Origin of the sequence: Streptomyces sp. MBT65, assembly GCF_016612545.1 — a bacterium.
GTDB lineage: Bacteria > Actinomycetota > Actinomycetes > Streptomycetales > Streptomycetaceae > Streptomyces.
Genome location: NZ_JAENRY010000016.1, coordinates 1 through 25,673, shown reverse-complemented (window position 1 = coordinate 25,673; position 25,673 = coordinate 1). Strand labels below are relative to the sequence as shown.

The 25,673-nt window shown below is 70.3% G+C and carries 24 protein-coding genes and 2 pseudogenes; 16 read left to right on the top strand and 10 right to left on the bottom strand.

Annotated elements, in window-relative coordinates:
- Positions 1–43: 43 nt before the first annotated feature.
- The 4 genes from JHN63_RS06210 to JHN63_RS06195 form a co-directional block, all read right to left on the bottom strand.
- Complete coding sequence (locus tag JHN63_RS06210; RefSeq protein WP_200677745.1) at positions 44–1,276, bottom strand: GNAT family N-acetyltransferase; 1,233 nt, start codon at positions 1,274–1,276, stop codon at positions 44–46.
- Between the two features lie 87 nt (positions 1,277–1,363).
- Positions 1,364–2,392 (bottom strand): acyl-CoA dehydrogenase family protein, encoded by a 1,029-nt coding sequence (locus tag JHN63_RS06205; RefSeq protein ID WP_200677743.1) that lies wholly within the window; start codon positions 2,390–2,392, stop codon positions 1,364–1,366.
- Between the two features lie 91 nt (positions 2,393–2,483).
- The gene (locus tag JHN63_RS06200; RefSeq protein WP_200677741.1) at positions 2,484–4,181 is read right to left on the bottom strand and encodes a cytosine permease; all 1,698 of its coding nucleotides are present in this window, start codon (positions 4,179–4,181) and stop codon (positions 2,484–2,486) included.
- Between the two features lie 212 nt (positions 4,182–4,393).
- On the bottom strand, positions 4,394–5,476 hold the full coding sequence (locus tag JHN63_RS06195) for a substrate-binding domain-containing protein (RefSeq protein WP_200677739.1): 1,083 nt from the start codon (positions 5,474–5,476) through the stop codon (positions 4,394–4,396).
- 111 nt (positions 5,477–5,587) lie between these two features.
- Between JHN63_RS06195 and JHN63_RS06190 the strand changes: the two genes are divergently transcribed.
- The 9 genes and pseudogenes from JHN63_RS06190 to JHN63_RS06150 all read left to right on the top strand — a co-directional run bounded on the left by JHN63_RS06190 (position 5,588) and on the right by JHN63_RS06150 (position 13,793).
- Positions 5,588–6,064, top strand: a complete 477-nt coding sequence (locus JHN63_RS06190) for a MarR family winged helix-turn-helix transcriptional regulator (RefSeq protein WP_200677737.1) — start codon at positions 5,588–5,590, stop codon at positions 6,062–6,064.
- Positions 6,065–6,154: 90 nt separating this feature from the next.
- Positions 6,155–6,511, top strand: coding sequence for a YciI family protein (locus tag JHN63_RS06185; RefSeq protein ID WP_200677735.1), 357 nt, complete (start codon positions 6,155–6,157; stop codon positions 6,509–6,511).
- Positions 6,511–7,707: an RNA polymerase sigma factor gene (locus JHN63_RS06180; protein WP_200677733.1), complete on the top strand. Its 1,197-nt coding sequence runs from the start codon at positions 6,511–6,513 to the stop codon at positions 7,705–7,707. Before JHN63_RS06185 ends, JHN63_RS06180 begins: the two co-directional genes overlap by 1 nt.
- Before the next feature lie 103 nt (positions 7,708–7,810).
- Positions 7,811–9,142 (top strand): annotated as a pseudogene (locus JHN63_RS06175) (aldehyde dehydrogenase family protein); the annotation flags it as partial.
- A 59-nt stretch (positions 9,143–9,201) separates the two neighbouring features.
- The gene (locus tag JHN63_RS06170) at positions 9,202–9,576 is read left to right on the top strand and encodes a helix-turn-helix transcriptional regulator (RefSeq protein ID WP_200677729.1); all 375 of its coding nucleotides are present in this window, start codon (positions 9,202–9,204) and stop codon (positions 9,574–9,576) included.
- Positions 9,573–10,205 (top strand): SRPBCC family protein, encoded by a 633-nt coding sequence (locus JHN63_RS06165; RefSeq protein ID WP_200677727.1) that lies wholly within the window; start codon positions 9,573–9,575, stop codon positions 10,203–10,205. Before JHN63_RS06170 ends, JHN63_RS06165 begins: the two co-directional genes overlap by 4 nt.
- Before the next feature lie 84 nt (positions 10,206–10,289).
- Positions 10,290–11,345 carry an NAD-dependent epimerase/dehydratase family protein gene (locus JHN63_RS06160; protein WP_200677725.1) on the top strand — a complete coding sequence of 352 codons (1,056 nt, stop codon included), beginning with the start codon at positions 10,290–10,292 and terminating at the stop codon, positions 11,343–11,345.
- A 135-nt stretch (positions 11,346–11,480) separates the two neighbouring features.
- A complete protein-coding gene (locus JHN63_RS06155; protein ID WP_200677723.1) occupies positions 11,481–12,845 on the top strand; it encodes an RICIN domain-containing protein in 1,365 nt (454 codons plus the stop codon).
- A gap of 42 nt (positions 12,846–12,887) precedes the next feature.
- A complete protein-coding gene (locus JHN63_RS06150) occupies positions 12,888–13,793 on the top strand; it encodes an aldo/keto reductase (RefSeq protein WP_200677721.1) in 906 nt (301 codons plus the stop codon).
- A gap of 13 nt (positions 13,794–13,806) precedes the next feature.
- Here JHN63_RS06150 and JHN63_RS06145 read toward each other — a convergent pair whose 3' ends face one another.
- Together JHN63_RS06145 and JHN63_RS06140 are read right to left on the bottom strand one after the other, a co-directional pair.
- Complete coding sequence (locus JHN63_RS06145; protein WP_200677719.1) at positions 13,807–14,265, bottom strand: pyridoxamine 5'-phosphate oxidase family protein; 459 nt, start codon at positions 14,263–14,265, stop codon at positions 13,807–13,809.
- A gap of 78 nt (positions 14,266–14,343) precedes the next feature.
- Positions 14,344–15,053, bottom strand: a pseudogene (locus JHN63_RS06140) (dienelactone hydrolase family protein).
- 292 nt (positions 15,054–15,345) lie between these two features.
- Between JHN63_RS06140 and JHN63_RS06135 the strand changes: the two are divergent.
- The 3 genes from JHN63_RS06135 to JHN63_RS06125 all read left to right on the top strand — a co-directional run bounded on the left by JHN63_RS06135 (position 15,346) and on the right by JHN63_RS06125 (position 17,392).
- Complete coding sequence (locus JHN63_RS06135; protein ID WP_200677717.1) at positions 15,346–15,717, top strand: BlaI/MecI/CopY family transcriptional regulator; 372 nt, start codon at positions 15,346–15,348, stop codon at positions 15,715–15,717.
- Positions 15,718–15,853: 136 nt separating this feature from the next.
- Entirely contained in the window at positions 15,854–16,249 is a 396-nt protein-coding gene (locus JHN63_RS06130) for a VOC family protein (protein WP_200677715.1), read from the top strand.
- A 72-nt stretch (positions 16,250–16,321) separates the two neighbouring features.
- Positions 16,322–17,392: an adenosine deaminase gene (locus JHN63_RS06125; protein ID WP_200677713.1), complete on the top strand. Its 1,071-nt coding sequence runs from the start codon at positions 16,322–16,324 to the stop codon at positions 17,390–17,392.
- Here the strand turns inward: JHN63_RS06125 and JHN63_RS06120 are convergent.
- Both JHN63_RS06120 and JHN63_RS06115 read right to left on the bottom strand, forming a co-directional pair.
- Positions 17,374–17,889 (bottom strand): DUF664 domain-containing protein, encoded by a 516-nt coding sequence (locus JHN63_RS06120; protein WP_200677711.1) that lies wholly within the window; start codon positions 17,887–17,889, stop codon positions 17,374–17,376. The two genes, JHN63_RS06125 and JHN63_RS06120, sit on opposite strands and share 19 nt — an antisense overlap.
- Before the next feature lie 27 nt (positions 17,890–17,916).
- Positions 17,917–18,807, bottom strand: a complete 891-nt coding sequence (locus JHN63_RS06115; RefSeq protein WP_200677709.1) for a LysR substrate-binding domain-containing protein — start codon at positions 18,805–18,807, stop codon at positions 17,917–17,919.
- A gap of 125 nt (positions 18,808–18,932) precedes the next feature.
- On the opposite strand from JHN63_RS06115, the gene mgrA reads away from it, so the two are divergent.
- Entirely contained in the window at positions 18,933–19,925 is a 993-nt protein-coding gene (gene mgrA / locus JHN63_RS06110; RefSeq protein ID WP_200677707.1) for an L-glyceraldehyde 3-phosphate reductase, read from the top strand.
- Positions 19,926–19,940: 15 nt separating this feature from the next.
- Here the strand turns inward: mgrA and JHN63_RS06105 are convergent, their stop codons facing one another.
- Positions 19,941–20,927 (bottom strand): oxidoreductase, encoded by a 987-nt coding sequence (locus tag JHN63_RS06105; protein ID WP_200677705.1) that lies wholly within the window; start codon positions 20,925–20,927, stop codon positions 19,941–19,943.
- A 104-nt stretch (positions 20,928–21,031) separates the two neighbouring features.
- Between JHN63_RS06105 and JHN63_RS06100 the strand changes: the two genes are divergently transcribed.
- On the top strand, positions 21,032–21,949 hold the full coding sequence (locus JHN63_RS06100; protein WP_200677703.1) for an AraC family transcriptional regulator: 918 nt from the start codon (positions 21,032–21,034) through the stop codon (positions 21,947–21,949).
- Between the two features lie 17 nt (positions 21,950–21,966).
- Here the strand turns inward: JHN63_RS06100 and JHN63_RS06095 are convergent, their stop codons facing one another.
- The gene (locus JHN63_RS06095) at positions 21,967–22,350 is read right to left on the bottom strand and encodes a nuclear transport factor 2 family protein (RefSeq protein WP_200677702.1); all 384 of its coding nucleotides are present in this window, start codon (positions 22,348–22,350) and stop codon (positions 21,967–21,969) included.
- Between the two features lie 382 nt (positions 22,351–22,732).
- Between JHN63_RS06095 and JHN63_RS06090 the strand changes: the two genes are divergently transcribed.
- Entirely contained in the window at positions 22,733–23,143 is a 411-nt protein-coding gene (locus JHN63_RS06090; protein ID WP_200677701.1) for a hypothetical protein, read from the top strand.
- 72 nt (positions 23,144–23,215) lie between these two features.
- Positions 23,216–25,555 carry an FHA domain-containing protein gene (locus JHN63_RS06085; RefSeq protein ID WP_200677700.1) on the top strand — a complete coding sequence of 780 codons (2,340 nt, stop codon included), beginning with the start codon at positions 23,216–23,218 and terminating at the stop codon, positions 25,553–25,555.
- Positions 25,556–25,673 lie beyond the last annotated feature (118 nt).

The following is a 25,673-nucleotide window of genomic DNA, read 5'->3' as shown; positions in this document are numbered from 1 at the left end:
GCTGTGCTGGGCAGAGCTGTGCCGGGGGCCGGGCGCCGCCTGGTCAGAACCAGTGCAGGCAGTGCGGGGCGCGATCGGCCCGGAAGAGCGCGTCGGCGAGGGCGGGCGCGCCCGGGCGGTGGGCCCTGATGTGTCCGGCTCGCACGAGCGTGCTCGGGGCGGTGCCGCCGAGGTAGACCGAGCCCAGGTCGCTGACGTCCAGGGACAGGTCGGGCTCCCGGCCCGTCGGGACGCAGTCGGCCTTGCCGTCCCGGACGGTCAGCAGGTATCGGCCGTGCTCGCCGAGGAACGGGTCGTCGACGTCGAGGACGAGCTCGCCGTCCGTCCACCAGCCCCGCGCGGTCAACGCACGCGGGATGTCCAGCAGCCGTACCCAGAGCCAGTCGGTGTCGCCGCCCACCTCTCCGGCGCGGAAGTCCGTGAGCTGCCAGCGCAGCGGATGGCCGGGCGGGACATGCTTGAACACGACCTGACCGACCAGGTCGTGGCCGAGCACGAACCGGGCCAGAGCCGTGAAGACGGCGTCATCGGTGGCGATGGTCTCGTCCACGGTCAGGGTTTTGGATTCGTCGAGCGCATAGCTGGCGTAGCCGTCCGGGACCCCGGCGGCGTCACGGTGGACGGCGACGTAGCGAGGCTTCGGAGAGATCGGGGGCTGCCCCGCGCGCAGGGTCCACCAGTGGTGCGGCCGGGACAGCGCGCCCGGCTGTGCGCGGCGGTAGCGGTCGTAGACCTCCTCCAGGATCTCGCCGCACTCGGCACGGGGCAGCAACTCGACCGAGCCGGAAGCCGGGCTGGACGCCAAGCCGGTGGCCGTGTCGCGCGCCCGGGGTAGGGCGAGGGCGGCCCGGTGGCGCGGCACCGTCACGCGCTGGGTGTAGGTCGCCGGTCCGTAGCCGAACCTGCGGTAGATGAGGGCCTCGGAGGCCAGCAGCACGGAGAGGGACTCCCCGCGGGCCCGCAGGTCGGTGAGCTGGTGGCGCATCATCGCACTGAGTACACCCTGGCGTCGGTGCGAGGGAAGGACGCCGACGGCGGTCACCCCGCCGACCGGGACGGCGCCTTCGCCGGGCAGCGTGAGCTCGAAGGAGTACGCGCCGGCGGTGCCGACGGGCCGTCCGTCCGCCGCCGTGGCGAGCAGGCAGCGGTCCATTTCGAGCGCCGACCACCACAGACCGCCGCCCTCGGTCGGGGTCTCCCGGAAGAGCCCGAACGCGGCATGGACCGTGTCGACGAACACATCGAGGTCCTCGTCGGTCGTGGGACGGATCTCCACCACTGTCGCTGCCTCCCCGCGATACCGGCACCACGTCCGGTGCCGCCCGCCACAGTGCAGCGTCGCTCCGCGACCGGGTCAAGCGAATTACGAGTCGGCCAGTGCCTTCAAGTGGGCCGCTCTCGACTCTGCCGTCTGGCCCTGAACCAGCAGGAACAGGGCCTCGCGCGCGAGGCGTTGGGCGGTGCTCGTCACTGCCAGGGATCTGCCGCCCCCGGCCACTACGGCCGCCGTCGTGGCTGTCATCAACACCTCGTACGCCTGCGTCCTCAGGGCGAGCCGCTCGGCCAAGTGCTCGTGCGGTACCGGGTGTTCGGCCAGGGCGTAGGCCTCTTTGCGTACCTCGTCGAGGCGGGTGCGGAGCGGGTCGGCGGTGTCCTCGTCCAGCAGGGCGAGCGCTGCCTCCGCGACTCCGAACACCGCCGGTGAGGCGTTCGTGGGCTTCGGCCGGTCGGTCTTCGCCCACTCCGCGTACGGCGTGCGCAGGGCCACCGCGTCGTCCGGCAGCCAGAAGTCGTTCAACTCCAGCGACACGGTCCGGGAGGCGGTAAGTGCCGCCAGCCGCATCGGGGCCGAGGGGCGCAGCCCGGGCTGCTCCCGCGCCTCCGTGAACGCGAACAGCGCCTCGTCCGCATCCGTCACCCCGGCCAGCAGCATCACGTCGTTCAGACCCCACCCCGTGTACCAGGGGACCGTGCCGTCGAACCGCCAGCCGTCCCGCTCCCGTGTCACCCGTACGGGGATGCGGGGGTACGCCCGCAGGTGTGCGTACGCCACCCCGGACATCAGCTCGCCTCGCGCGAGCGGGCCCAACAGGCGCTCCCGCACCGGGAGTTCGCTCTTCGCCAAGGTCATGACCGGTGTGTGGTGCTGGGTCTGGACGAACCACGTCGAGCAGCAGGCCCCGGCCAGGATCTCCGCCGTCTCCCGCGCCACCGCGCCGGGTGCCGCCGAGCCGCCGTAGGACACGGGGGCGCTCACGCCCAGGAGCCCGGACTGTTTGATCGCCTCGATGTGGGTCGTGGGGACGAACTCCTGGTCGACCTGTTCGGCGTACGGGGTGAGGAGGTCGTCCGCGAGGCGGCGGGCCCGGGTGATGAGGGAGTGCGAGGTCATGCGGGTGATTCTGCCGATCCGGCGGGGCGGGCACGCGCGACGCTCCGGCCCAGGTCGCAGGACGTGGGCCGGAGCGGTGGGGACGCGGTGGTCAGTCCGCCGCGCGTACGGCGGGCATCGCCAGGTCCACCGGGCCGGTGGCACCCGGGGCGCTCTTGCAGGAGTCGTGGCAGTCCTTCTCCAGGCTGCAGCACAGGGAGCAGATCGGGCCGGAGTGGAAGGGGCAGTTCGCCACGTCGGGGCGTTCGAAGTCCGTTGTGCAGACGGTGCAGTTGAGGATGACGGCCGAGGGGTATCCGTCCGCGTCGAGCAGGGGCTCCGCGAGGTCGTCGAGGCGGGCGATGTAGTACTTGCCCTTGGTGAGGTACGCGAACAGGGGCGAGAGGACCATCGCCAGGAACAGGGCGATGAAGGGCGAGTAGGCCTTGGCGTAGTCGCCGAACGCGTTGAAGTACGCGGCGATGGAGACGGCCGACGCGATGAGCATCGAGCCGAAGCCGACCGGGTTGAAGTTGTACAGGTGGGCGCGCTTGAACTCGATGTAGGACGGGCTGAGTTTGAGCGGCTTGTTGATGACCAGGTCGGCCACGACCGCGCCGATCCAGGCGATCGCCACGTTGGAGTAGAAGCCGAGGACCGTGTTGAGGAAGCCGAAGACGCCGCCCTCCATCAGGGCCAGCGCGATGCCGACGTTGAGGAAGATGTAGACCACGCGCCCCGGGTGACGGTGTGTCAGGCGGGAGAAGAAGTTCGACCAGGACAGTGAACCGGAGTACGCGTTCGTCGAGTTGATCTTCACCTGGGAGAGGATCACGAAGAACGTGGCGAGGCCGAGGGCGACCGGGGCGGCGAAGGTCTTGAAGCCGTGCACGTACTGCTGGATGGGCTCGTTGGCCTTGGCCAGGCCCACGCTGCCGGCGATGTAGAAGGCGAGGAAGGCACCGCCCATCTGCTTCGCCGCGCCGAGGACCACCCAGCCGGGACCGGCGGAAAGTACCGCGCCCCACCACTTCTTGGCGTTCTGCGGGGTCTTGTCGGGCATGAAGCGCAGGTAGTCGACCTGCTCACCGATCTGCGCGATGAGGGAGAGTGCCACACCGGCGCCCGCGCCGACGCCGAGCATGCTGATGCCGGAACCTGTGGGGGAGTTGCCCGCGAAGTGCGTGAACTCCGAGAACTTGCCCGGCTCCTGGATCGCGATGGACACGAACGGCGCGACCATCAGGACCAGCCACACCGGCTGGGTCCACACCTGCATCTTGGAGAGCGCGGTCATGCCGTAGATCACCAGCGGCAGGATGATCAGCGAGCAGATCAAGTAGCCGACGGCCAGCGGGATGTGCAGGCCCAGGTCCAGTGCCTGGGCCATGATCGAGCCTTCGAGGGCGAAGAAGATGAAGGTGAAGCTGGCGTAGATGACCGAGGTGAGGGTCGAGCCGAGGTAGCCGAAGCCGGCGCCCCGGGTCAACAGGTCCATGTCGATGGAGTACTTGGCCGAGTAGTACGAGATCGGGATGCCGGTGAGGAAGATCGTCACCGCCGCCGCCAGGATCGCCACCATGGCGCTGGAGAAGCCGTTCGAGATCGCGATCGAGCCGCCGATGGCGAAGTCGGCGAGGTACGCGATGCCGCCGAGCGCGGTGGTGGCCACCACGTACGGCGTCCAGCGGCGGAAGGACTTCGGCGCGTAGCGCAGCGAGTAGTCCTCCAGCGTGTCGTTCTTCGCCCAGTCGTTGTAGGTCCGTCCGGCTGCCGTTGCCGGCGCCTCTTTGTCGACGATCTCCGTCACGACACTTCCTTCTTCCACGGGTGTGGTCATCTCCCGGACGGCCCGGGGGAGTTGGACGGAAGAGTCACGCCGAATTGTTTCCCGGCCGTTTCGCCTGTTTTAAATGGAAGAGCTTTCAAAATTCTTTTGGCGACGCGCGTAGATTTAATCAATGCTTCCTGTGGAAACTATTTCTGAGGGAAGGTAGCCTCCATCGGAGCGGGTGGGGGAGGTCAGAGTTGGGCGACGATGTCGAAGTCGAAGGCGTCCGCCCGCGCCAGGTACAGCCGTTGACGGAGGTGATTGCCGTGCAGACGCAGTACGCCCCGGGGGCCCTCGTACGAGACGCTGCCGCCCACCGCGCACATGGTGCCCACGTCGAGCGACCGCGCCTGCTCGGCCAGGGCCGCCAGCAGTCGTACGCCTTCGAAGCAGGACTCGCCGAGGCTGCCCACGACGGGTGCCTCCACACCGAAGCGGGCCGCGTAACGCCCGCTGAAATCAAGGCTTTCCGCGGTCGCGAGGGTCTCGAAGTAGCCGGCCGCCGCCCACAGTCCCTCGGTGGCCTCCGCGCCGGTGGCCAGCAGGATGTTCTCGTCCATGTGCGTACTCAGCCGCAGACACCGCTGGTGCAACCCGTGGGCGGCGAACGCCCTGTTGAAGCGCGCCGCGTCGTCGCCGACCAGCAGCATGAGTACGGCATCCGCCTCGCAGCGCTCGACGCGCCGCAGCACCGGGCCGAACGCGTGGGTGCCCAGCGGCACGAAGATCTCGTCGCGCACCCGGCCGCCGCACTCCCGGGCGTAGTACCGCGCCGCCCGGGCGGTGACCCTCGGCCACACATAGTCGTTGCCCACCGTGCACCAGCGGCGCGCGCCCGTCTCCTCCGCCAACATCCGCATGGCGGGGAGGAGTTGGGCCGCGTCGGTCTCGCCGGTCAGGAACACTCCGGGCGTGCGCTCACCGCCCTCGTACTGGGCGGTGTAGACATAGGGCACCCGGCCCGCGATACGCGGCACCAGTGCCTTGCGGACCGCCGAGGTGTGCCAGCCGACCACCGCGTCGACCGCGCGCATCGACACCAACACCTCGACCTCGGCGGCCACTTGCTCCGCCGGGGCGCCGCCGTCCACCACGATCAGCCGGACCTCGCGGCCCAACACCCCACCGGTGGCGTTGAGTTCCTCCACGGCGAGCTGCGCGGCCAGTTCGCAGGACGGGCCGAAGACGCCCGCCGGACCCCGCAGGGGTACGACCAGTGCCACGACCAGAGTCCTGACCGGGCCGCTGATCCGCCCGGGCGGCAGGGGATGCACCAGACCACCTCCGTGAGGGCGTGAGGGCACGGAAACCGGTCCCGGCCCCGGCGCCCTCGCAGAGGCTCGTAATCTGAACCGCACAGTAGACCTACCGGAAGGACAGCGGCAATGTCGTCCGTACCGTCGCCGGGCCTCGCCCACCTGCTGAGCCACGCCGAGCGGCGGCTGGGCCTGCGCATGGCCGCCGTACTGGCCGAAGTGAGCTGTTCGGTGGAGCAGTGGCGCGTCCTGTCGGTCAGCGCGGACGGCAAGGGCCATCCGATGACCGAGATAGCCGACCAGGTCCTGATGCCCGCCCCGAGTCTGACCAAGCTGGTGGACCGGATGGTCGCCGACAATCTCGTTTATCGCCGCCCCGACCGGGCCGACCGCCGCCGTGTCCTGCTCCATCTCACCGCGCGCGGCCGCACCCTCCACCAGCGGGCCGCGCATCGCCTGCTCGCCGACCAGACCCGGCTGCTCGACGCGATCGACGACCACGGCGATCTCGTACGACTGCTCGCGAGGCTCACGGCGGCGCTGGACCAGGATCCCGCACACCAGGACGGGGACGAAGGCGCGGAGAAAATCCTGCCGGTTTCCTGAGGCGGGGTGTCGATCCGGGACCATGACGTTCGTGTAGGAGGTGAGAGAACCCCCGAGGGTTCGAGAACCCCTTGTGCCATGGAGGACGTCATGCAGCACTACCTGCTCAGCGTGATCACCCCGACCGACGGACAGATGCCCGGGCCCGACGAGATGGCGGAGATCGTCCGCAAACTGGAGATCTTCCACGACGAGCTCCAGGCCGCCGGTGCCTGGGTCTTCGCCGGTGGACTGCACGGACCGGAGACGGCCACCGTGCTGCGCCCCAAGGACGGTGACGTGCTGATCACCGACGGCCCGTTCGCCGAGGGCAAGGAGTATCTGGGCGGGCTCTGCCTGATCAAGGCGGCCGACCTGGACGCGGCACTGGAGTGGGGCAAGCGGGCGATCTGGGCCACCACGCTGCCCGTCGAGGTGCGCCCCTTCATGAACACGGCCGAGGACTGATGCCGTTCGACACCGACATCGAGGCCGTCTTCCGTGCCGAGTACGGGCGGGCGGTCTCGGTCCTGGTCCGCTTCCTCGGCGACATCGACCTCGCCGAGGAAGCGGTCCAGGACGCGTTCACCACGGCCGTACAGAAGTGGCCGGAGACCGGTGTGCCGCCGAGCCCGGCCGGGTGGATCGTCACGACCGCCCGCAATCGTGCGATCGACCGGCTGCGCCGCGAGTCCTCCCGCGCGGCCCGGCACAGCGAGGCCGCCCTGCTGTACGCGTCCGACGCGCCCGCCGAGGAGGGTCCCGTGCGCGACGAACGGCTCCGTCTGATCTTCACCTGCTGCCACCCCGCGCTCGCCGTCCAGGCCCAGGTCGCGCTCACCCTGCGGCTGCTCGGCGGGCTCACCACCGCCCGGATCGCCCGCGTCTTCCTGGTGCCCGAGCCGACGATGGCCCAACGCCTCGTCCGCGCCAAGGCCAAGATCAGGGACGCGCGGATCCCGTACCGGGTGCCGCGCGACGCCGACCTCCCCGACCGGCTCAAGGGGGTCCTGGCCGTCGTCTACCTGATCTTCAACGAGGGCTACACGGGCTCGCCCGAACTCTGCGCCGAAGCCCTGCGCCTCGGCTGCCTGCTGTCCGAGCTGATGCCGGACGAACCCGAGGTGGCCGGCCTGCTCGCGCTGATGCTGCTCAGCGAGTCGCGCCGGACCGCACGACAGGGCCCGGACGGCGAGCTGGTGCCGCTGCCGGAACAGGACCGCGACCGGTGGGACGCCGAACTGATCGCCGACGGCCAGTCACTCGTCCGGCGGTGTCTGCGGCTGAACAACCCGGGGCCGTACCAGATCCAGGCCGCGATCAACGCCGTGCACAGCGACGCGCCGAGCGCGGACGCGACCGACTGGGGACAGATCCTCCAGCTCTACGACCAGCTCATGGCCCTCGCCCCGAGCCCGGTCGTCGCCCTGAACCGGGCCGTCGCCGTCGCCGAGGTCGACGGTCCGCGCAAGGCGCTCGACCTCGTGGACGCGCTGGACCTCGACGAGTACCACGTCCTGCACGCCGTACGCGCCGATCTGCTGCGGCGCCTGGGCCGCGACACCGAGGCGGTGCGGGCGTACGAAGCGGCCATCGCCCGGACCGAGAGCGCGGCGGAGCGCGGCTGTCTGGAACGCCGTCGGCGGGAACTCGTACGGATGTGACAGCCGCGAGGCGGAGGGTGACCATGTGCGCACCGGAATTTTTCCCGGTGCAAGAATGGTTGCTATATACACCTGACCGTCCAGAACCCCCACGCACCAGCAGCGAGGCACCGTGAACCAGTCCAGTCCCGAGCAGCCCGCCGACATCGTGGCCCGGCTGCGCGCCACCTTCCGCACCGGCCGCACCAAGCCCGTCGAGTGGCGCACCACGCAGCTGCGCCGGCTGCGCGACCTGCTCACGGAGCACGGCGACGACCTCGCCGCCGCCCTCCACGCCGACCTCGGCAAGAGCGCGGCCGAGTCCCAGCGCACCGACATCGGCTTCACGATCCGCGAGATCGACCACACCCTCGACCACCTCGACGCGTGGCTGCGCCCCGAGTCCGCCCCCGTACCGGCCCATCTCGGCACGGACGCGACCGCCTGGACGCAATACGACCCGCTCGGCGTCGTCCTCGTGATCGCCCCCTGGAACTATCCGGTACAGCTCCTGCTCACCCCGGTCGTCGGCGCGCTGGCCTCGGGCAACGCGGTGGTCCTCAAGCCCAGCGAGCTGGCCCCGGCCACCTCCGCCGCCATCGCCCGGCTGCTGCCCGAGTACCTCGACACCGACGCGGTCGCCGTCGTCGAGGGTGCCGTCCCGGAGACCACGGCCCTGCTCGCCGAGCACTTCGACCACATCTTCTACACCGGCAACGGCGCCGTCGGCCGTATCGTCCTGCGCGCCGCCGCCGAGCACTTGACCCCGGTCGCCCTCGAACTCGGCGGCAAATCACCGGCGTTCGTCGACAGCGACGCCGATCTCGCCGTCGTGGCCGACCGGTTGGCGCGCGGCAAGTTCCTCAACGCCGGCCAGACCTGTGTGGCCCCCGACTATGTGCTGACCGACCCGGAGACCGCCGCCGCGCTCGAACCCCTGCTGGCGAGCGCCGTCGAGAAGGTCTACGGCGCCGACCCGCAGACCTCCGGCGAGTACGGCCGGATCGTCAACGAACGCCACTTCGACCGGCTCTCCGGGCTGCTCGACTCCGGCCGGGTCGTCGTCGGCGGACGCAGCGACCGGGCGGACAAGTACATCGCGCCGACCGTGCTCGCCGACGTGGACCCGAAGGCGCCCGTCATGGCGGAGGAGATCTTCGGCCCGATCCTGCCGATCGTCACCGTCCCCGGCCTCGACGCGGCCATCGACTTCATCAACGACCGCGACAAGCCCCTCGCCCTGTACGTCTTCACGGACTCGGACGACACCCGCGCCCGGATCGCCGCCGAGACCTCCTCCGGCGCCGTCGGCTACGGCCTCCCGCTCGCCCACCTCACCGTCTCCGACCTGCCCTTCGGCGGCGTCGGCGAGAGCGGCATGGGCAACTACCACGGCCGCTACTCGATCGAGACGTTCAGCCACCGCAAGGCACTGCTGGAGAAGCCGCTCGCCTGACCGTCGCCGTCATGTATCACTGGTCGCTTATATAAGTGACCGGTGATATGTTGGGTCGTATGCACGCTTTCGATGTGCTCGGAGACCCTGTGCGCCGCCGCATCCTGGAGCTGCTCGCCGAGGGCGAGCAGCCCGCCGGCACGGTCAGCGAGGTCGTCCGACGGGAGTTCGGGATCACGCAGCCCGCGGTCTCCCAGCATCTGAAGGTGCTGCGGGAGAGCGGTTTCGCGACGGTACGGCCGGAGGGTGCCCGCCGGCTGTACGCGGTCGACCCCGAGCCGCTGCGGGACATCGACGCCTGGCTCGACCGGTTCCGTCGCTTCTGGACTCCGCATCTGGACGCCCTGGCAACCGAGTTGGCCCGGGGCAAGCGTGAACGCCGACTTCGTGAGGCGGACGACGACACCCCCGACGAGTCAAGGAGCACCCCATGATCGACGTGACCCATCAGATCAACGCCGTGACCCGCAGGGTCGGCCGCCGCGCATTCCAGGCCGGCGAGGCCCGAGTGATCACCATCGGCCAGACCTACGACTCACCCGTCGCCGACGTCTGGGACGCCTGCACCAACCCCGAGCGCATCCCGCGCTGGTTCCTGCCGGTCACCGGTGAACTGCGACCGGGCGGGAAGTACCAGCTGCAAGGCAACGCGGGCGGCACCGTGGAGCGCTGCGATCCGCCCAACGGCTTCTTCGCGACCTGGGAGTACGGCGGTGAAGTCAGTTGGATCGAGCTGCGGTTGACGCCCGAGGGCGACGGGACGCGCTTCGAGTTGGAGCACATCGCCCACGTCGACGACACGAAGTGGGCCGAGTTCGGGCCCGGCGCGGTGGGCGTCGGCTGGGACTCGATCCTCCTGGGGCTCGACGGCAATCTGTCGGGCACGAGTCCCGTGAAGCCCGAGGACGCCATGGCCTGGCTGGCCTCCGAGGAGGGCCGCCGCTTCGTCACGGCGAGCAGTGAGGCATGGTTCGCGGCGAACGTGGCGAGCGGCGAGGACGATTCGCGGGCCCGCGAGGCGGCCGACCGGACGACGGCCGCCTATACAGGAGAGGCGAGTTGAGGGTCGTGGCGGCCGAAGCGCTGACCCGGGACCGATCACCGTTGTAGCGTGCGCGCTGGATGCCACGGGTGATCGGAGCCAGGGATGAGTGTCGGCGGCGAGACGGTGTTGGTCACGGGCGGCAGCGGGTTCGTCGGCAGCCATCTGGTGCGGCAGTTGCTGGAGCGCGGCTACCGGGTGCACACCACCGTGCGGTCCCTCGGCAACGCGGCGAAGGTCGCGCCGCTGCGGGCCATGCAGGCCCAATTCCCGGGCGCACTGGAGCTGTTCGAGGCCGATCTGCTGGCGGCCGGCTCCTTCGACGCGGGGATGGACGGCTGCCGGGTCGTGTTCCACGTGGCCTCGCCGTTCCTGATGCCGGAGAGGATCAAGGACGGCCAGCGGGACGTCGTCGAGCCCGCGCTCACCGGCACCCGGAACGTCCTCGCCGGCGTCGAACGCACGCCCACCGTCGAGAAGTTGGTGTTCACCTCGACGGTCGGCGCGATCTTCGGCGACTACGTCGACGTACGGGAGATGAGGGACGGGACCCTCTCCGAGGACTACTTCAACACCACCAGCACGGTCGAGAACAACCCCTACCACTACGCCAAGACGGTCGCCGAACGCGCCGCGTGGGACGCCGCGCAGGCGCAGAACCGCTGGCGCATGGTCGCCGTCAACCCAGGCCTGATCCTGGGCCCTTCACTGACCCCGGCCTCCGACTCCGGCAGCCTGTTCCTCCTCGACGAGCTCTTCAAGGGCTACTTCTTCTACGGGGCGCCCGACTTCAGCTTCACCGTCGCCGATGTGCGGGACGTCGCGTACGCGCACATCGCGGCGGCGGAGAACCCCGACGCGCACGGCCGTTACATCGTCGCGGCCGCCCGGATGGCGTCCTTCCTCGACATGTCACGTGCCCTGCGGGAGCGCCTCCCGCGCGATTACCGGCTGCCCCGGCACGGACTCCCGCACTGGCCGGTGCGCGTCCTGGGCCCGGCGTTCGGGCTCACCCAGGACTACATCCGCAAGCACCTCGGGATCAGCTTCCCGGTCGACAACCGGCGCGGTGTGAAGGAACTGGGCATCGACTACCGGCCGTTGGAGGAGACCCTCCTCGATCACCATTTGGCCTGGCGGGAGTTGAGGAAATCACGCTGACCGGGGCCCGTCCTTCGCCGTTCACCCCGCCGACGGGTCACGCCTCTTGACTGGTTCAGACCAGAGGCGCTTGGGTGTGGCCCGATCACCTTTCCGGTGTCATGAGCCTGACCACACTCGAACCGAAGGGCACCCATGCGAACCCCCCACGCCCTGCTCGCCGTCGCCGCCGCGCTGTCGGCGGCGATCGTCGCTCCACCGGCCGGAGCCGCCGACGCGGTCCCCGCTCCGGGCACCTACTACGTCCAGAGCGCCACGACCGGGCTCAACGCGGCCGACAAGGGGGGAGCGGTGGAGCAGCACAACCCCAAGGGCAACGAGGACCACCAGCAGTGGAACCTCAAGGCGAGCGGATCCTCCTACGTCCTGGAGAACACCGACACGGCCGGCAGCTGCCTCGGCCGCTCGGGCGGCCAAGCGAAGACGGTCGCCTGCACGAGCGGCGACGCGGCCTGGCAGATCACGCCGATCGGCGGCGACCAGTACACGCTCCAAGTCCCGGGAACGGGCACCTACTTGACCGTGGGTGCCAAGCCCTCCGGCGCCAACTACCCGGCCCAGTTGGCCATCGGCTCCTCCGGCGGCCTTGCTACGTGGTACCTCACGCCGATCACCTCACCCACCAGGCCGATCCCCGCCCAGGACCAACGCACCCTGGACCAGGTCACGTTCCTCACCGCGCACAACGCCTACGCCAACGGGGTCGACGGCGGTTTCGCCCCGCCCTTCGTGAACTTCTTCCCGAACCAGTCCCGGGGCATCAACCAGCAACTCTCCGACGGTGTACGGGGGTTCATGCTGGACCTCCACCAGACCTCCGACGGCGCGATCCTCTGCCACGACAGCTGCACCCTGGTCGGCAAGCCCGTCGCCCTGAACGTCGACCTCCAGCGCATGGTCGACTTCCTCAAGGCGCACCCCGACCAGTTCGTCACCGTCTTCCTGGAGGACTACGTCGACCCGGGCGTCCTGCGCAGCGAACTCGCCCGTGTCAACGGCCTGTACGACGTGCTGTACCGCCCCGACCGGACCGGTGTGAAGCAGAACGGCTGGCCGAAGATGGCCGACCTGATCGCCGCGAACCAGCGTCTGCTGATCTTCACCGACCACAGCCGGGCCTCCGACGAGTCCGCCGGACTGACCCGGGACAGCTTCGGCGTGATGTACCAGCGCGAGTGGACCGTCGAGAACTACTGGTCCATGGGCTCCGGCGCCGGCACCTCCGACTGGTCCTGCTACAGCCGCTGGTACGGCAGCGACCTCAACGTCCCGCTGACCCAGACGTATGCGGGGTTCCGCCCGCTGTTCGTCATGAACCACTTCCGTGACGCCACGATCGCCGGGACGGCGCAGACCGACAACACGAAGGTCCTCGACCGGGCCCAGCGGTTCTGCCAGCCGGCCGCCCGCAAGAAGCCCAACTTCCTTGCCGTGGACCGCTATGACCTCGGTGACCCGGCCTCCGCCGTCAACTCCCTGAACAGCTACACGTATCCGTAAAGTGCGCGCGGCCGTGCCGTGAGTGTGTGCGAAACTCCGCTGATGACTTCGGAGAAGATCACCGCGGCCGCCGCGGGCACCTGGAAACTCGGCGACCTGACCGTCAACCGCATCGGCTTCGGTGCGATGCGGCTGACGGGCAGCGCAGCCTTCCACCTCGGGACGCCGAGCGACCGCGAGCGGTCGATCGCCGTGCTGCGCAGGGCGATCGAGCTCGGTGTGAACCACATCGACACGGCCGCGTTCTACTTCTCGTCCCTGCGGTCGGCCAACGAACTCATCAACTCCGCGCTCGTCCCCTACGCGGACGACCTCGTGATCGCCACCAAGGTCGGCCCCTTCCGCAACTACTCGGGGGAGTGGGGCAGTTCGGCCCGCCCCGACGACCTGCGGGGCCATGTCGAGGAGAACCTGCGCCAGCTCGGGCGCGACCATCTCGACGTGGTCTATCTGCGCCGGATGCGGCAGGACTCGATCGCCGAGCACTTCGGCGCGCTCGCCGAACTCCAGGAGGAGGGGCTGGTCCGGCACCTCGCGATCTCCGACGTCGAGCCGAGACATCTGGCCGAGGCGCAGGAGATCGCGCCGGTGGTGAGTGTGCAGAATCGCTTCGGGCTCGACTCGTCCAGCCCCGAGACCGACGACATGCTGCGGATCTGCGGGGAACAGGGCATCGCCTTCGTCCCGTTCTTCGCCATCGCGGGAGCGGCGGGGCCGCAGGGCGCCACCACCGCCCACGACGAGGAGGTGCTGGCCATCGCGGACGCCCATGGGGTCAGCCCCGCCCAGCTCCGGCTCGCCTGGTCCCTCGCCCAGGGCCCGCACGTCCTCGCCATCCCCGGCACGGGCAACCCCGACCACCTCGCCGAGAACGTGGCCACGGGCGCGATCCGGCTCACGGAGGACGAACTGTCCCGGCTCAACGAGCTGCACCGGCAGGCGGGTTGAGCGAGGGCGGGGCTCACACCAGCCAGGTGCCGTCCCGCATCAGATGGCGTTGGGGCAGCTCGCGTTGCTCGTGCCAGGCCTGGACGGCCAGCGGCCGTACGCGGAAGAAGGAGTAGGGCGCGCGGTCCTCGCGGGGATCCCAGCCGTACTTCGCGCGGAAGGACCCGGCCGCGGCAGCCGGGACGTCCCGGTCGGTGAAGGCGGTCGTCTCGCCGTCGATCAGCACGACGTCCCGGGTGTCGGCGAAGGCGAGCCGGGTCCGCCGCCCGGTGCCGAGATTGCGGCCCGTGGGGTTCGTGGGCCGGGTGGACAGCCAGATGCACTCCCCGTCCCAGACGAACCACAGCGGGACCAGACAGGGCAGCCCGTCGGGGTCCGCCGAGGCCACCCAGATGTCCGACTCCCGCTCCAGCCTTGCCAGTACGTCACGCCGGCGCTCTTCGGGGCCGCGGGGCGGCACGGTGATCTTCATGGCCGGGACGGTACCGGCGCCGCCCCTCCGACACCTCGGGCCAGGGTCGTAGGACTCCGGCCCGAGGACGGCGGAGCGTCAGCCCAGTTGCTCGTGCAGGAACGGCACCGTGCTCCCCCAGGCGCGGGTGGCGGAGTTGGCGCCGTACACCGGGCGGCCGTCGTTGAAGAAGGCGTGGTTCGCCGGGTGGAGGCGCAGGTCCGCGGTGATGCCGGACTGCTCCTGGATGTGCTCGCGCGGCGCGTCGAGCCCCGCGCCCGGGATGCTCTCGTCCAACTCGCAGTAGTGGCGGAGGATCTGTGCCTTCAGGCCGGAGTAGTCCGGCAGTTCACCCTGGATCACGCCGTAGAACGGCACCGCCGCGCTCACCCGCGGGTCGGCCGCGGCGAGGTACAGGGCGAAGCCGCCGCCCATGCATAAGCCGACCGCGCCGACCCTGTCCGAGGTGACCTCGGGCAGGGAGAGGAGGTGGTCGACCGCGCCGGAGAGCAGCTCGACTCCGCGGGCGACCGGGAGGGCCAGCATCATGCGCAGCGCCTCGTCGCTCTCGTGCGCCACGTTCCCGCCGTAGAGGTCGGGGGCGAAGGCGACGAAGCCCTCCTGGGCGAGCCGGTCGGCCACGTCGGCGATGTGGTCGGTCAGGCCCCACCACTCCTGGATGACGATCACACCCGGACCGCTCCCGGACGGCGGCAGCGCGAGATAGCCGTGGGCGGTGCCCCGGCACTGGGGAAGGTGACGTCCTGACGGGCCGGGGCTCCGGTCGACTTCGACAGCTCGGAGGACATGGCGCTCAACTCCTGTACGGCGGTGCGGGACGGGGCGTCCCCGGGGCGGGTCCCGACGCGATCTCCTGCCTGTCACGACCGCGTCCGCGGGTGCTCCGGCCCCTCCGTCGGCTGTCCGGTACGGACCATCCGTCCGGCGGCCACCTTCCGCAGCAGCCATCGGCGACGGTTCTTTCATAATGGGCGGGCGGAGACGGGCACACGGGCGCGGTGACGAGACAGCACCCGAGTGACTACAATTCTGTAGACGGTCTACTGAAATATAGACGAAGACGGGGTGAGGATCGTTCCCATGTCCGACGCGAAGGACGAACGCCGGCCGGCGGGTGAGCTGGAGGCCACCGTCATGGCCGCCCTCTGGGCCGCCGGCGATCCGCAGACCCCCGGGGAGGTGCAGCTGAGCCTCAGTGCGGGCCTGGCCCGCACCACGGTGACGACGATCCTGACCCGGCTGCACGACAAGGGCGTCGTGCAGCGCCGGCGTCAGGGCCGCGGCTACGCCTACTTCCCGGTGCAGGACGCGCAGGGGCTCACGGCCCGCCGTATGCACACGGAACTCGACCGGGACGGCGACCGGGAGACGGTACTCGCCCGATTCGTCGCCCAGCTCAGCCCTGACGACGAGCGGGTGCTGCGTGACCTGCTCGAGTCCGGTGAGGGGTGACGGTCCGCGCGGGGGAGTCCGGGGACCCGGCGGGTCGTGTGTGCGGGGCTCGTGAATGCGACTGGCGCACGGCTAGTTTTACGTATAACCTCACCCGTCAATCCCCTCGACCGGAACCCGCACGGAGAAGCCCCCGATGAGCCGTATCGCCCTGGTCACCCTCGTCGTCGACGACTACGACGAGGCGATCCGCTTCTACACCGAAGCCCTCGGCTTCCGGCTCGTCGAGGACGCGGCCCGTCCCGACGGTTCCCGCTGGGTCGTCGTCGCGCCTCCCGGTGCGGACGGCTCCGCTGCCGGACTGCTGCTCGCCCGCGCCAAGGGCGAGGACCAGCGCGGCCGGGTCGGTGACCAGACCGGCGGCCGGGTCGGGTTCTTCCTGCACACCGACGACTTCGCCCGCGACCACGCCCGCATGCTCGCGGCGGGCGTGACCTTCCTGGAGGAGCCGCGCCACGAGCCGTACGGTTCCGTCGCCGTCTTCCAGGACCTGTACGGCAACTGCTGGGACCTGCTCCAGCCCGCCGGCTGATCTCCCGTAGTGCCCGCCTCGCCCGGGCCGCCCCACTCCGCTCACCGAACGACGACCGAGGAACGACCGCACATGTCATCTACGCGCATAGACATCGACGCTCTCCGCCGGCTCCCCAAGGCCGTGCTGCACGACCACCTCGACGGCGGCCTGCGCCCCGCCACCGTGGTGGAACTCGCGGAAGCGGTCGGGCACACCCTGCCCACCACCGACCCGGACGAACTGGCCGCCTGGTACTTCGACGCCGCCAACTCCGGTGACCTGGTGCGCTACATCGCCACCTTCGAGCACACCCTCGCCGTGCTGCAGAACCGCGAGGGCCTGCTGCGTGCCGCCGAGGAGTACGTCCTCGACCTGGCCGCCGACGGAGTCGTCTACGGAGAGGTGCGTTACGCCCCCGAGCTGAACACCGACGGCGACCTCACGATGAGCGAGGTCGTCGAGACCGTGCAGGAGGGGCTCGCGGCCGGTATGGCCAAGGCCGCGGCGGCGGGGACGCCGGTCCAGGTGCGGACGCTGCTGTGCGGGATGCGGATGTTCGACCGGGTCGGCGAGGCCGCCGACCTCGCGGTGGCCTTCCGGGACGCGGGTGTCGTCGGCTTCGACATCGCCGGTGCCGAGGACGGCTTCCCGCCCGCCGACCACCTCGCCGCCTTCGAGCACCTGCGCCGCGAGAGCGTCCCGTTCACCATCCACGCCGGCGAGGCGCACGGCCTGCCCAGCATCCACCAGGCGCTCCAGGTGTGCGGCGCCCAGCGCATCGGGCACGGCGTCCGCATCACCGAGGACATCGTCGACGGCAAGCTCGGCCGCCTCGCGGGCTGGGTCCGGGACCGCCGGATCGCCCTGGAGATGTGCCCGACCTCCAACCTCCAGACGGGCGCGGCCACTTCGATCGCCGAGCACCCGATCACCGCCCTGAAGGACCTCGGCTTCCGCGTCACCCTCAACACCGACAACCGACTGGTCTCCGGTACGACGATGACGCGCGAGATGTCCCTCCTGGTCGAGGAGGCGGGCTGGACGGTCGAGGACCTGCGCACGGTCACGGTGAACGCCCTCAAGAGCGCGTTCATCCCGTACGACGAGCGCAAGGCCCTCATCGAGGACGTCGTCCTGCCGGGTTACGCCTCCGCGCTCTGAAGCAGCCCCCGCACGTACTGGGCCTGTCCGACGTGCTCCAGGTCGTCGGACAGGACGCTGACCAGCCGTACGCCCAGACTGACCGGCGGGTCCCAGCGCTCGTCCACGATCCGCTCGTAGTCCTCGGGGACCAGCCCGCGCAGATACGCGAGCGTCTGGTCGTGCACGGCGTCGTAGTACCCGGTCAGCTGCCCGGCCGACTCGACGCGCACCTTGCCGACCTGCTCGGAGGTGTGACCGTATCCGTGGTCCCGGGGCGGCAGATCGAGTCCGAAGCGCTTCTCCCAGCCCTGGGTGAGCCACACCTGGTCGAGGCCGGAGGCGTCGGCGACATGGTCGTCCTGGATACGGGTGAGGTGCCAGACCAGCCAGGCGATGGAGTTGGCGTCGGCGGCCACGCGCGCGTGCAGTTGGTCCGGGGTCAGGCCGTCGAGGGCGGCATGGACTTCTTCCTGGACGCGGCCGAACGCGTCAATGAGGATGTCGTTGGCATGCATACGACCACCTTCGCGCATCGCCCTCGCTCATGCGGCCGGAGTCCCGGTTTCCAGGAGGGTCATGAGCGCCCTTGCCGCCGGACTGGTGGCCTGCGGGGGCGGCAGCAGGGCCACCGTCTCGTAGACCTCCTCACCGGTCCCCTTGAGGGGGAGCGCGGTGAGGGACTCGCGCTTGTGCCGGAAGTGCTGGGGGACCACCGCGACACCGAGGTTCTCGTCGACCAGGTCGAGGAGGCTGTGCACGTCGTTGACCTCCAGTGCGACGGTCCGGCGTACGCCCGCCGCGGCGAAGACGGCGTCGGTGGTGCGGCGCGAGGCCCAGTCCGGGTGGAAGTCGACGAAGACCTCGCCGCCGAGGTCGTCCGGAGTCACCGCCGCACCGGTCCGCGCGAGCCGGTGGCTGGGATGGCACAGCACGGTCATCGGCTCACTGGTGATCGACACCGAGCGCAACTGGTCGGTGTCCGCCTGGGTGCGGTAGGCGAAGGCCAGGTCGAGCCGTCCGGCCGCGACCTCCTCAGCCAGCGCCCCGGAACCCGCCTGCCGCAGCCGGATCTCCACATCCGGGTGCCGGCGCCGGAACGTGGCGAGCAGTCCCGCCACATGCACCCCGGCGATGCACTGCTCGGTGCCCAGCGCGAGCGTGCCGCGCAGCACGCCCTGCACCGCGGCCACCGCCTCGTGCGCCGACCGCACCTGCGCCAGAATGCGCTCAGCCTCGCCGAGCAGCGCCCGGCCGGCCTCGGTGAGCGTGACCCGGCGGGTGGTGCGCACGAACAGCGGGGTCTGCAACTCCCGCTCCAAGGCGCGGATCGAGGCCGAAAGACCGGACTGGGAGACCATCAACCGCTCGGCCGCCCGGGTGAAGTGGTGGTCCTCGGCGACGGCGATGAAATGCTGAAGATGACGCAGCTCCATGATTGAGAAGCGTAACCGCTGAATTCCATCGGATTCTTCTGTTGGACCACTGCCCGCAGGTCGGACAGAGTGGGCGACGGTTCCCTGGAACCGGTATCCCGTGTGCCAACCCCTCTGGAGTCGCGTTGTACACCGCACACCCCGACCGCTACGCGGACCTGCCCTACCGGCGCACCGGCCGCAGCGGTCTGAAACTCCCCGCGATCTCGCTCGGCCTGTGGCACAACTTCGGGCCCGACCGCCCGGTCGACACCCAGCGCGCCATCCTGCGCCGCGCCTTCGACCTCGGCGTCACCCACTTCGACCTCGCGAACAACTACGGCCCGCCGCCCGGCGCCGCCGAGTCCGCCCTCGGCGAGGCGCTGAAGGCGGACTTCGGGTCGTACCGCGACGAACTGGTGATCTCCACCAAGGCCGGCTATCTGATGTGGCCCGGCCCCTACGGCGAGTGGGGTTCGCGCAAGTACGTGCTGTCCTCGCTGGACCAGAGCCTCACGCGCATGGGCCTGGACTACGTCGACATCTTCTACTCGCACCGCCCCGACCCGGAGACTCCTCTGGAGGAGACGATGGGCGCCCTGCACTCGGCGGTCCAGCAGGGCAAGGCGCTCTACGTCGGCATCTCCAACTACTCGGCGGAGCAGACCCGGGAGGCCGCCCGCATCCTGGGCGAGCTGGGCACCCCGCTCCTCATCCACCAGCCGCGATACTCGATGCTCGACCGCCGCCCCGAGGACGAGGGTCTGCTCGACGCCCTCGACGAGTTGCAGGTCGGTTCCATCGTCTTCTCCCCGCTGGAGCAGGGGCTGCTCAGCGCCCGCTACCTCGACGGCATCCCGGAGGGTTCGCGGGCGGCGAGCGACAGCCCGTTCCTGAACTCCGACGCCGTCACCGAGGACCTGGTGGGGCAGCTGCGCGCCCTCGACGACATCGCCAAGGGACGCGGTCAGACCCTCGCCCAGCTCGCCCTCGCCTGGGTGCTGCGCGGCGGCCGGGTCACCTCGGCCCTGGTCGGCGCGAGCAGCCCGCAGCAGATCGAGGACAGCGTCGCGGCCACCCGCAACCTGGACTTCGACGCCGACGAGCTGGCCCGTATCGACGCGATCATCAAGCCGTAGGGCACCTCACGGCCGTCAGGCAGTGAGCCGCTCGCTGACCTCCCAGAGACGGGCCGCCGCCTCCGGGTCCACGGCGCGGGACAGCACCCCAGGGGTGGTGTCCCCGCCGGCCCAGGCGGCCTCGTCCTCGGGGGCGAGCAGCGGGCTGATGTCGACGTTCTCGCAGTAGACCCCGCCGAGACCGTCGAGCTGCGGGCTGGTCGCGCACCAGACGCTGGTGGCCGCGCCCTGCTGCACGGTCTTCATCTGGCGCTCGGGGTCACGGATGGGCTTGCCCTCGGCGTCGAGCGCGCCCGCGGCCTGGAGCGCTGCCGGGTCGAGGTGCTTGACCAGGCCGGTGTCGACGATCAGGCCCGGGTGCACCGCGAACGCCCGGATGCCCTCGGCCCGGCCGCGCCGGTCCACCTCGACGGCGAACAGGGCGTTGGCCGTCTTCGACTGGCCGTACGCGAGGAAAGGCTCGTAGGTCCGGTGCTGGAAGTTCAGGTCGTCGAAGTCGACGCCGGCGAACCGGATGCCCCGCGACGACAGGACGACGACCCGCGCGCCGCCCGCCGCGACCAGCGCGGGCCACAGGCGGGTGGTCAGCTGGAAGTGGCCGAGGTGGTTGGCGGCGAACTGCGACTCGTAGCCGCGAGCGTCCCGCGCCAGCGGGGTCGCCATGATCCCGGCGTTGTTCACCAGCAGGTGCAGCGGACGCCCGGAGGCCAGGAACTTCTCCGCGAAGGTGTCGATCGACGCCGGGTCCAGCAGGTCCAGGTGCTCGACCTCGGTTCCGGGGAGGACCGCGAGCGCCGTCCTGGCCCGCTCCACGTCCCTCGCGGGTACGACGATCCGTGCGCCGGCCGCGTGCAGCACCCGGGCCGTCTCCAGGCCGATGCCGGAGTAGCCGCCGGTGACGATCGCGACCTTGCCGGTCAGGTCGATGCCCTTGATCACCTCCTCGGCGGTGGACGCGGCGCCGAAGCCGGAGTTCAGGGGCTGCTGTGCGGTGGTGGTCATGTCTGCTCTCTCCTCGTCAGCTTGAGCTGGTGAGACCACCGTAGGTCGATGGATCCGTACGATGAATACTTGAGAATCCGCATAACTTGCGTGATAGTTCGAGCATGGCCGTGGATCCCCTGTCCGACGCCCTCGCCCGCAGTGTGTTCTCCGGCGGGTTCACGGCCGGCGGCGACTGGGCCGTCCAACTGCGCGGACGCGACCGGCTGAAGGTCAACGCCGTGGTTCAGGGCGGCTGTGTGCTGGTCCGGGACGACAGCGGTGAGCCGCTGCGGCTCGCCGAGGGGGACGTCGTGATCTCCGACGGCGGGCAGCCGTACACGCTGTGCAGCCGGCCCGGTGTCGAGCCGACCGACTCCGACGACGTCGTCATGGACCCGGAGACCCGGATGGGGCGGCTCGGGCAGGGCGACGCGGTGGACGTGGCCTGCGTGTCCGGGCACATCGACCTCAGCCGCGACCGCGGCGACCTGCTGCGCCGGGCGCTGCCGGAGCTCGTGCACGTGCGGGCCGACTCGGCCGAGGCCGGTGTACTGCGGTGGCTCATCGGGCAGTTGGCGGCCGAGATGCGCACACGCCGGGCCGGCGTCGAGTTCGTCACGGCCCAGCTCGCGCAGCTCATGTTCGTGCAGGTGCTGCGGGTCTGTCTGACCGACGCGGACGGGCTGCCGCCCGGCTGGCTGCGCGCCCTCGCCGACGACCGGCTCGCCCCCGCCCTGCGCCTGATGCACGGCGACCCGGCCCACCCCTGGCAGTTGGCGGAGCTGGCCCGGGCCGCCGCGATGTCCCGCACCACGTTCGCCGTACGGTTCAAGGAGGCGGCCGGAGTGCCGCCCCTGACGTATCTGCTGAACTGGCGCATGAACCTGGCGGCCCGGGCCCTCCGCCAGGACACCGCACCGGTCGGCACGCTCGCCCGGTCCGTCGGCTACACCTCCGAGAGCGCCTTCAGCAATGCCTTCAAACGGGCGGTCGGGGTGGCGCCGCGACGATATCGCGAGGAAGCCCTGGCCAGGAGTTGAGCCGTCCTCCGAGCCCTTCAGATTCCGGCGGGCACCCGGTCGAGAAAACCGAGCACGGATCGGATACGACCGTCCCCGTCCAGCGTGATCACGTCGAAACCGGCGACGGGCGCCGAGCCGTCGCTCTCGTTCACCAATTCCCAGGCGAAGCGAGCGGTGTCGTGGTGCCCGTCGACGGCGCCGAGCGGGCGGAAGGCGAAGCCGGGGAACTGCTCGTGCGCCCCGGCGATCAGCCCGGCGATCTCCGTGTGCCCGGAGACCGCCGCCAGCGGGTCGGTGTACGTACCCTCGACGGACCAGGCGGCGGCGACCGCCTTCGCCAGCGCCTCCGGCCCGTCCGCGTTCCAGGCCTCGAAGTAGCGGGCGACGGCGTTCTCGTATCGGTCGGTGTTCGCGGACATGGTGAATCAGCCTCCGGTGAGGTCGTTCGTGCGGGGCGGGATCCGGATCTCGATTGCTGCCGACCCGGTGCCTCCACCCTGCCGGGGACCGTACGAAGCGTCGATTACCCCTCGGGTAATGACGGCGGGAAACCACCGCAAAAGGGGCTCCCAAAAGGGTGCCGAAGCTTTTCGGCCAATAGAGGCTGTGAATATGCCAAGAGAGTGGCTAAAAAGTCGTGGTGACAGTGTTTCGGGAGTGAACATACTCGTCTGCTAGGGCATCACTTCACGATGCGAATCCGCCATCGTGCGCACCACCTGAGCCACCCGAGCCGCCAGCCAGAGCCGCATGGAAAGCGAGGCCCGACCGGCATTCGAGACACGCGACGGGGGAGTGATCGTGCACGACGAATTCCTGTGCCATGTCACCGCGTACGGTACCTGCGGCGGACAGCGCGTCGGGGTGCCCCTGGGAACCTACCGTGCTCCCACCCTGGCACTCGCGCTGTGGTGGTTACGGGACCGCGCGGTGTGGATGGCCGACCGGCTCGACCCGCAACCGGAGAACCCGCGCTTCCCCCGGGGTGCGCTGGTACCGGTCGCGGACACGGCACCCGACGTACCCAAGGCGTTACGCACCTGGTCCCGTGACGTCGGTCAACAGGAGCAGGTCGCCTACGAGTTGGCGGCCGGGCGGCTGGTGCAGATCGCCATCAGCGACGAGACCACCGAGTACGAGCTGCTCGCCGAGTCGGTCGACGCCCTCCGGATGCAGCGGACCGTTCCCGCACTCGTCGTCCCCGTCGCCTGACACAAGTCGTCCCTCGCCCACCCCTGACCGCTGGCCGGGCGCACGAGGAGACGAATCGGTAGAATTCGAGGCATGTCAGAGCGGCCGAAGGTGCCGACCGCGCCCGAACTCCTCCTGGAGACGGAGTCGGGCTCCACGGTCATGACCCCGAGCCGCGACTACCACGTAGGACGCGATCCGCTGAGCGACATCGTCATCGACGACGCCCGGGTCTCCTGGCACCACGCGGTCCTGCGCCCCGAGGCCGACCACTGGACGCTGGAGGACGAGCACAGCACGAACGGCACCTACGCCGACGGCCGCCGCGTCCAGGCGTGGGGCGTGGGCCCCGGCAGCGTGATCCGCTTCGGCAGCGCGGCCGACGGCCCGTGCGTCACCCTGGCCGACCGCCCGGCCCCCGCCCCGGAACGCCCCTCCGCGGTGTCCATGCCCGCCTTCACGGGCACCTTCCGGCAGCCGACCACCGTACGACCGCTGCCCACCCGCACGGTCCGCATCGGCCGGGCCGCCGACAACGACCTCGTCGTCGACGACCTGATCGTCTCCCGCCGCCACGCCGAGCTGCGAGCGATGCCCGACGGGACGTACGAGATCGTCGACCTCGGCAGTCACAACGGCACCTACCTCAACGGCCAGCCGGTCGCCCGCGCCCCGATCGGGCCGGGTGACATCGTCGGCATCGGGCACTCCGCGTTCTGTCTCGTCGGCGACCAGTTGCAGGAGTACGTCGACACCGGCGAGGTCTCCCTCGACGTACAGGACCTCACCGTCGTCGTCGACCACGGCCGGAAGGTCCTCCTCGACCAGGTGTCGTTCCCGGTCGGCGAGAAATGCCTGCTCGCCGTCGTCGGACCCAGCGGCGCCGGCAAGTCCACCCTCCTCAACGCGCTCACCGGCCAGCGCCCCGCCGACCGCGGCACCGTCCTCTACGACGGCCGCGACCTCTACCGCGACTACGCCGAACTGCGCCAGCGCATCGGCCTGGTCCCGCAGGACGACATCCTGCACGCCCAACTGACCGTGCACAGCGCCCTGTCCTACGCCGCCGAACTGCGCTTCCCGCAGGACACCGCCAAGGCCGAACGGCAGGCCCGGGTCGACGAGGTCATCCGTGAACTCGGTCTGGAACAACGTGCGGCGCAGCCCGTGCACAGCCTCTCCGGCGGCCAGCGCAAGCGGGTCAGCGTCGCCCTGGAACTGCTGACCAAGCCCTCGCTGCTCTTCCTGGACGAGCCGACCTCAGGCCTCGACCCCGGCATGGACCGCTCGGTGATGCACATGCTGCGTGGCCTCGCCGACGACGGACGGACCGTCATCGTCGTCACCCACAGCGTCCTCAGCCTCGACGTGTGCGACCGGCTCCTGGTGCTCGCGCCCGGCGGCAAGGTCGCCTACTACGGGCCGCCCGACGACGCCCTCGCCTTCTTCGGGTTCGAGCACTGGCCGGAGGCCTTCGAGGCCTTCGAGCGGGACCAGGAGCGGGACTGGGCAAGGGAGTTCGCGGAATCGCCCTTCCAGCGTCAGTACATCCGGAACTCCACCGCGCAGCCCCACCAGCTCGGCGCCGGACCGGTCGCCGTCGCCCCGCCGCCCCGGCCCCGCAGCCGTGGTGCCCAGCTCGGCACCCTGGTCCGCCGCTACACCGCGGCTCTCGCCGCCGACCGGACCTTCCTCGTCATCATGATCGCGCTGCCGTTCGTCATGGGCGCGATGGCCCGCGCGCTCGCCGGGAGCGAACTGACCCGGGAGACCGCGATGAACGCGCTGCTCATCCTGTGCGTCGGCGGAGTCCTCACCGGCGCGGCCAACGCCGTGCGCGAACTCGTCAAGGAACGCGCGATCTACCGGCGCGAGCGAGCCGTAGGCCTCTCCAGATCGGCGTATCTGCTCTCCAAGGTCGTCGTCCTGGGCGCGATCACCGTGGCGCAGGCCGTGGTGCTCACCCTGGTCGGACTGTTCGGCGTCGACCTCAACGCACCGAGGGGGAAAGGGGTGTTGATGCCACCGCTGATCGAAATCACCGTGGCCGTCGCCCTGTTGGCCTTCACCGCGATGATGCTCGGGCTGCTGGTCTCCGCGATGGTGCGCAAGGAGGAGGTGACGATGCCGCTGCTCGTGCTGCTCGCCATCGTCCAAGTGGTCTTCTGCGGCGCCCTGTTGAAACTGCACGGCGTCCCCGGCCTGGAACAGCTCTCCTGGCTGGTGCCCTCGCGCTGGGCGCTCGGCGGGATGGCCGGCACCATCGGGCTGTCCCGGATCGTGCCGGGCGAGCTGACCGGCGATCCGATGTTCCGGCATTCGGCCGGGGTGTGGCTGGTCAACATGGGCATGCTGGTCGTGCTGTCGCTGCTGTTCGGCTTCCTGGTGTCCCGGCTGCTGCGGCGGCACGAACCCGCAGTGATGCGGAAATAGGGCGCCACGATGACGACCACCCCCGGCTTCCGGCCCACGCACGTCGTCCCCGAGCACGGGATGCCCGCCTGGGAGGCCCCGGACCCCGCCCGCCCCACCGTGCCGTTCGAGCACAGGG

Bases quoted from the DNA above. Each gene is read 5' to 3' on its own strand.
- JHN63_RS06205 (WP_200677743.1), bottom strand. From the start codon at position 2,392: ATGACCTCGCACTCCCTCATCACCCGGGCCCGCCGCCTCGCGGACGAC.
- JHN63_RS06190 (WP_200677737.1), top strand. From the start codon at position 5,588: ATGTCGTCCGTACCGTCGCCGGGCCTCGCCCACCTGCTGAGCCACGCC.
- JHN63_RS06185 (WP_200677735.1), top strand. From the start codon at position 6,155: ATGCAGCACTACCTGCTCAGCGTGATCACCCCGACCGACGGACAGATG.
- JHN63_RS06180 (WP_200677733.1), top strand. From the start codon at position 6,511: ATGCCGTTCGACACCGACATCGAGGCCGTCTTCCGTGCCGAGTACGGG.
- JHN63_RS06170 (WP_200677729.1), top strand. From the start codon at position 9,202: ATGCACGCTTTCGATGTGCTCGGAGACCCTGTGCGCCGCCGCATCCTG.
- JHN63_RS06165 (WP_200677727.1), top strand. From the start codon at position 9,573: ATGATCGACGTGACCCATCAGATCAACGCCGTGACCCGCAGGGTCGGC.
- JHN63_RS06160 (WP_200677725.1), top strand. From the start codon at position 10,290: ATGAGTGTCGGCGGCGAGACGGTGTTGGTCACGGGCGGCAGCGGGTTC.
- JHN63_RS06155 (WP_200677723.1), top strand. From the start codon at position 11,481: ATGCGAACCCCCCACGCCCTGCTCGCCGTCGCCGCCGCGCTGTCGGCG.
- JHN63_RS06150 (WP_200677721.1), top strand. From the start codon at position 12,888: ATGACTTCGGAGAAGATCACCGCGGCCGCCGCGGGCACCTGGAAACTC.
- JHN63_RS06145 (WP_200677719.1), bottom strand. From the start codon at position 14,265: ATGAAGATCACCGTGCCGCCCCGCGGCCCCGAAGAGCGCCGGCGTGAC.
- JHN63_RS06135 (WP_200677717.1), top strand. From the start codon at position 15,346: ATGTCCGACGCGAAGGACGAACGCCGGCCGGCGGGTGAGCTGGAGGCC.
- JHN63_RS06130 (WP_200677715.1), top strand. From the start codon at position 15,854: ATGAGCCGTATCGCCCTGGTCACCCTCGTCGTCGACGACTACGACGAG.
- JHN63_RS06125 (WP_200677713.1), top strand. From the start codon at position 16,322: ATGTCATCTACGCGCATAGACATCGACGCTCTCCGCCGGCTCCCCAAG.
- JHN63_RS06120 (WP_200677711.1), bottom strand. From the start codon at position 17,889: ATGCATGCCAACGACATCCTCATTGACGCGTTCGGCCGCGTCCAGGAA.
- JHN63_RS06115 (WP_200677709.1), bottom strand. From the start codon at position 18,807: ATGGAGCTGCGTCATCTTCAGCATTTCATCGCCGTCGCCGAGGACCAC.
- JHN63_RS06105 (WP_200677705.1), bottom strand. From the start codon at position 20,927: ATGACCACCACCGCACAGCAGCCCCTGAACTCCGGCTTCGGCGCCGCG.
- JHN63_RS06100 (WP_200677703.1), top strand. From the start codon at position 21,032: ATGGCCGTGGATCCCCTGTCCGACGCCCTCGCCCGCAGTGTGTTCTCC.
- JHN63_RS06095 (WP_200677702.1), bottom strand. From the start codon at position 22,350: ATGTCCGCGAACACCGACCGATACGAGAACGCCGTCGCCCGCTACTTC.
- JHN63_RS06085 (WP_200677700.1), top strand. From the start codon at position 23,216: ATGTCAGAGCGGCCGAAGGTGCCGACCGCGCCCGAACTCCTCCTGGAG.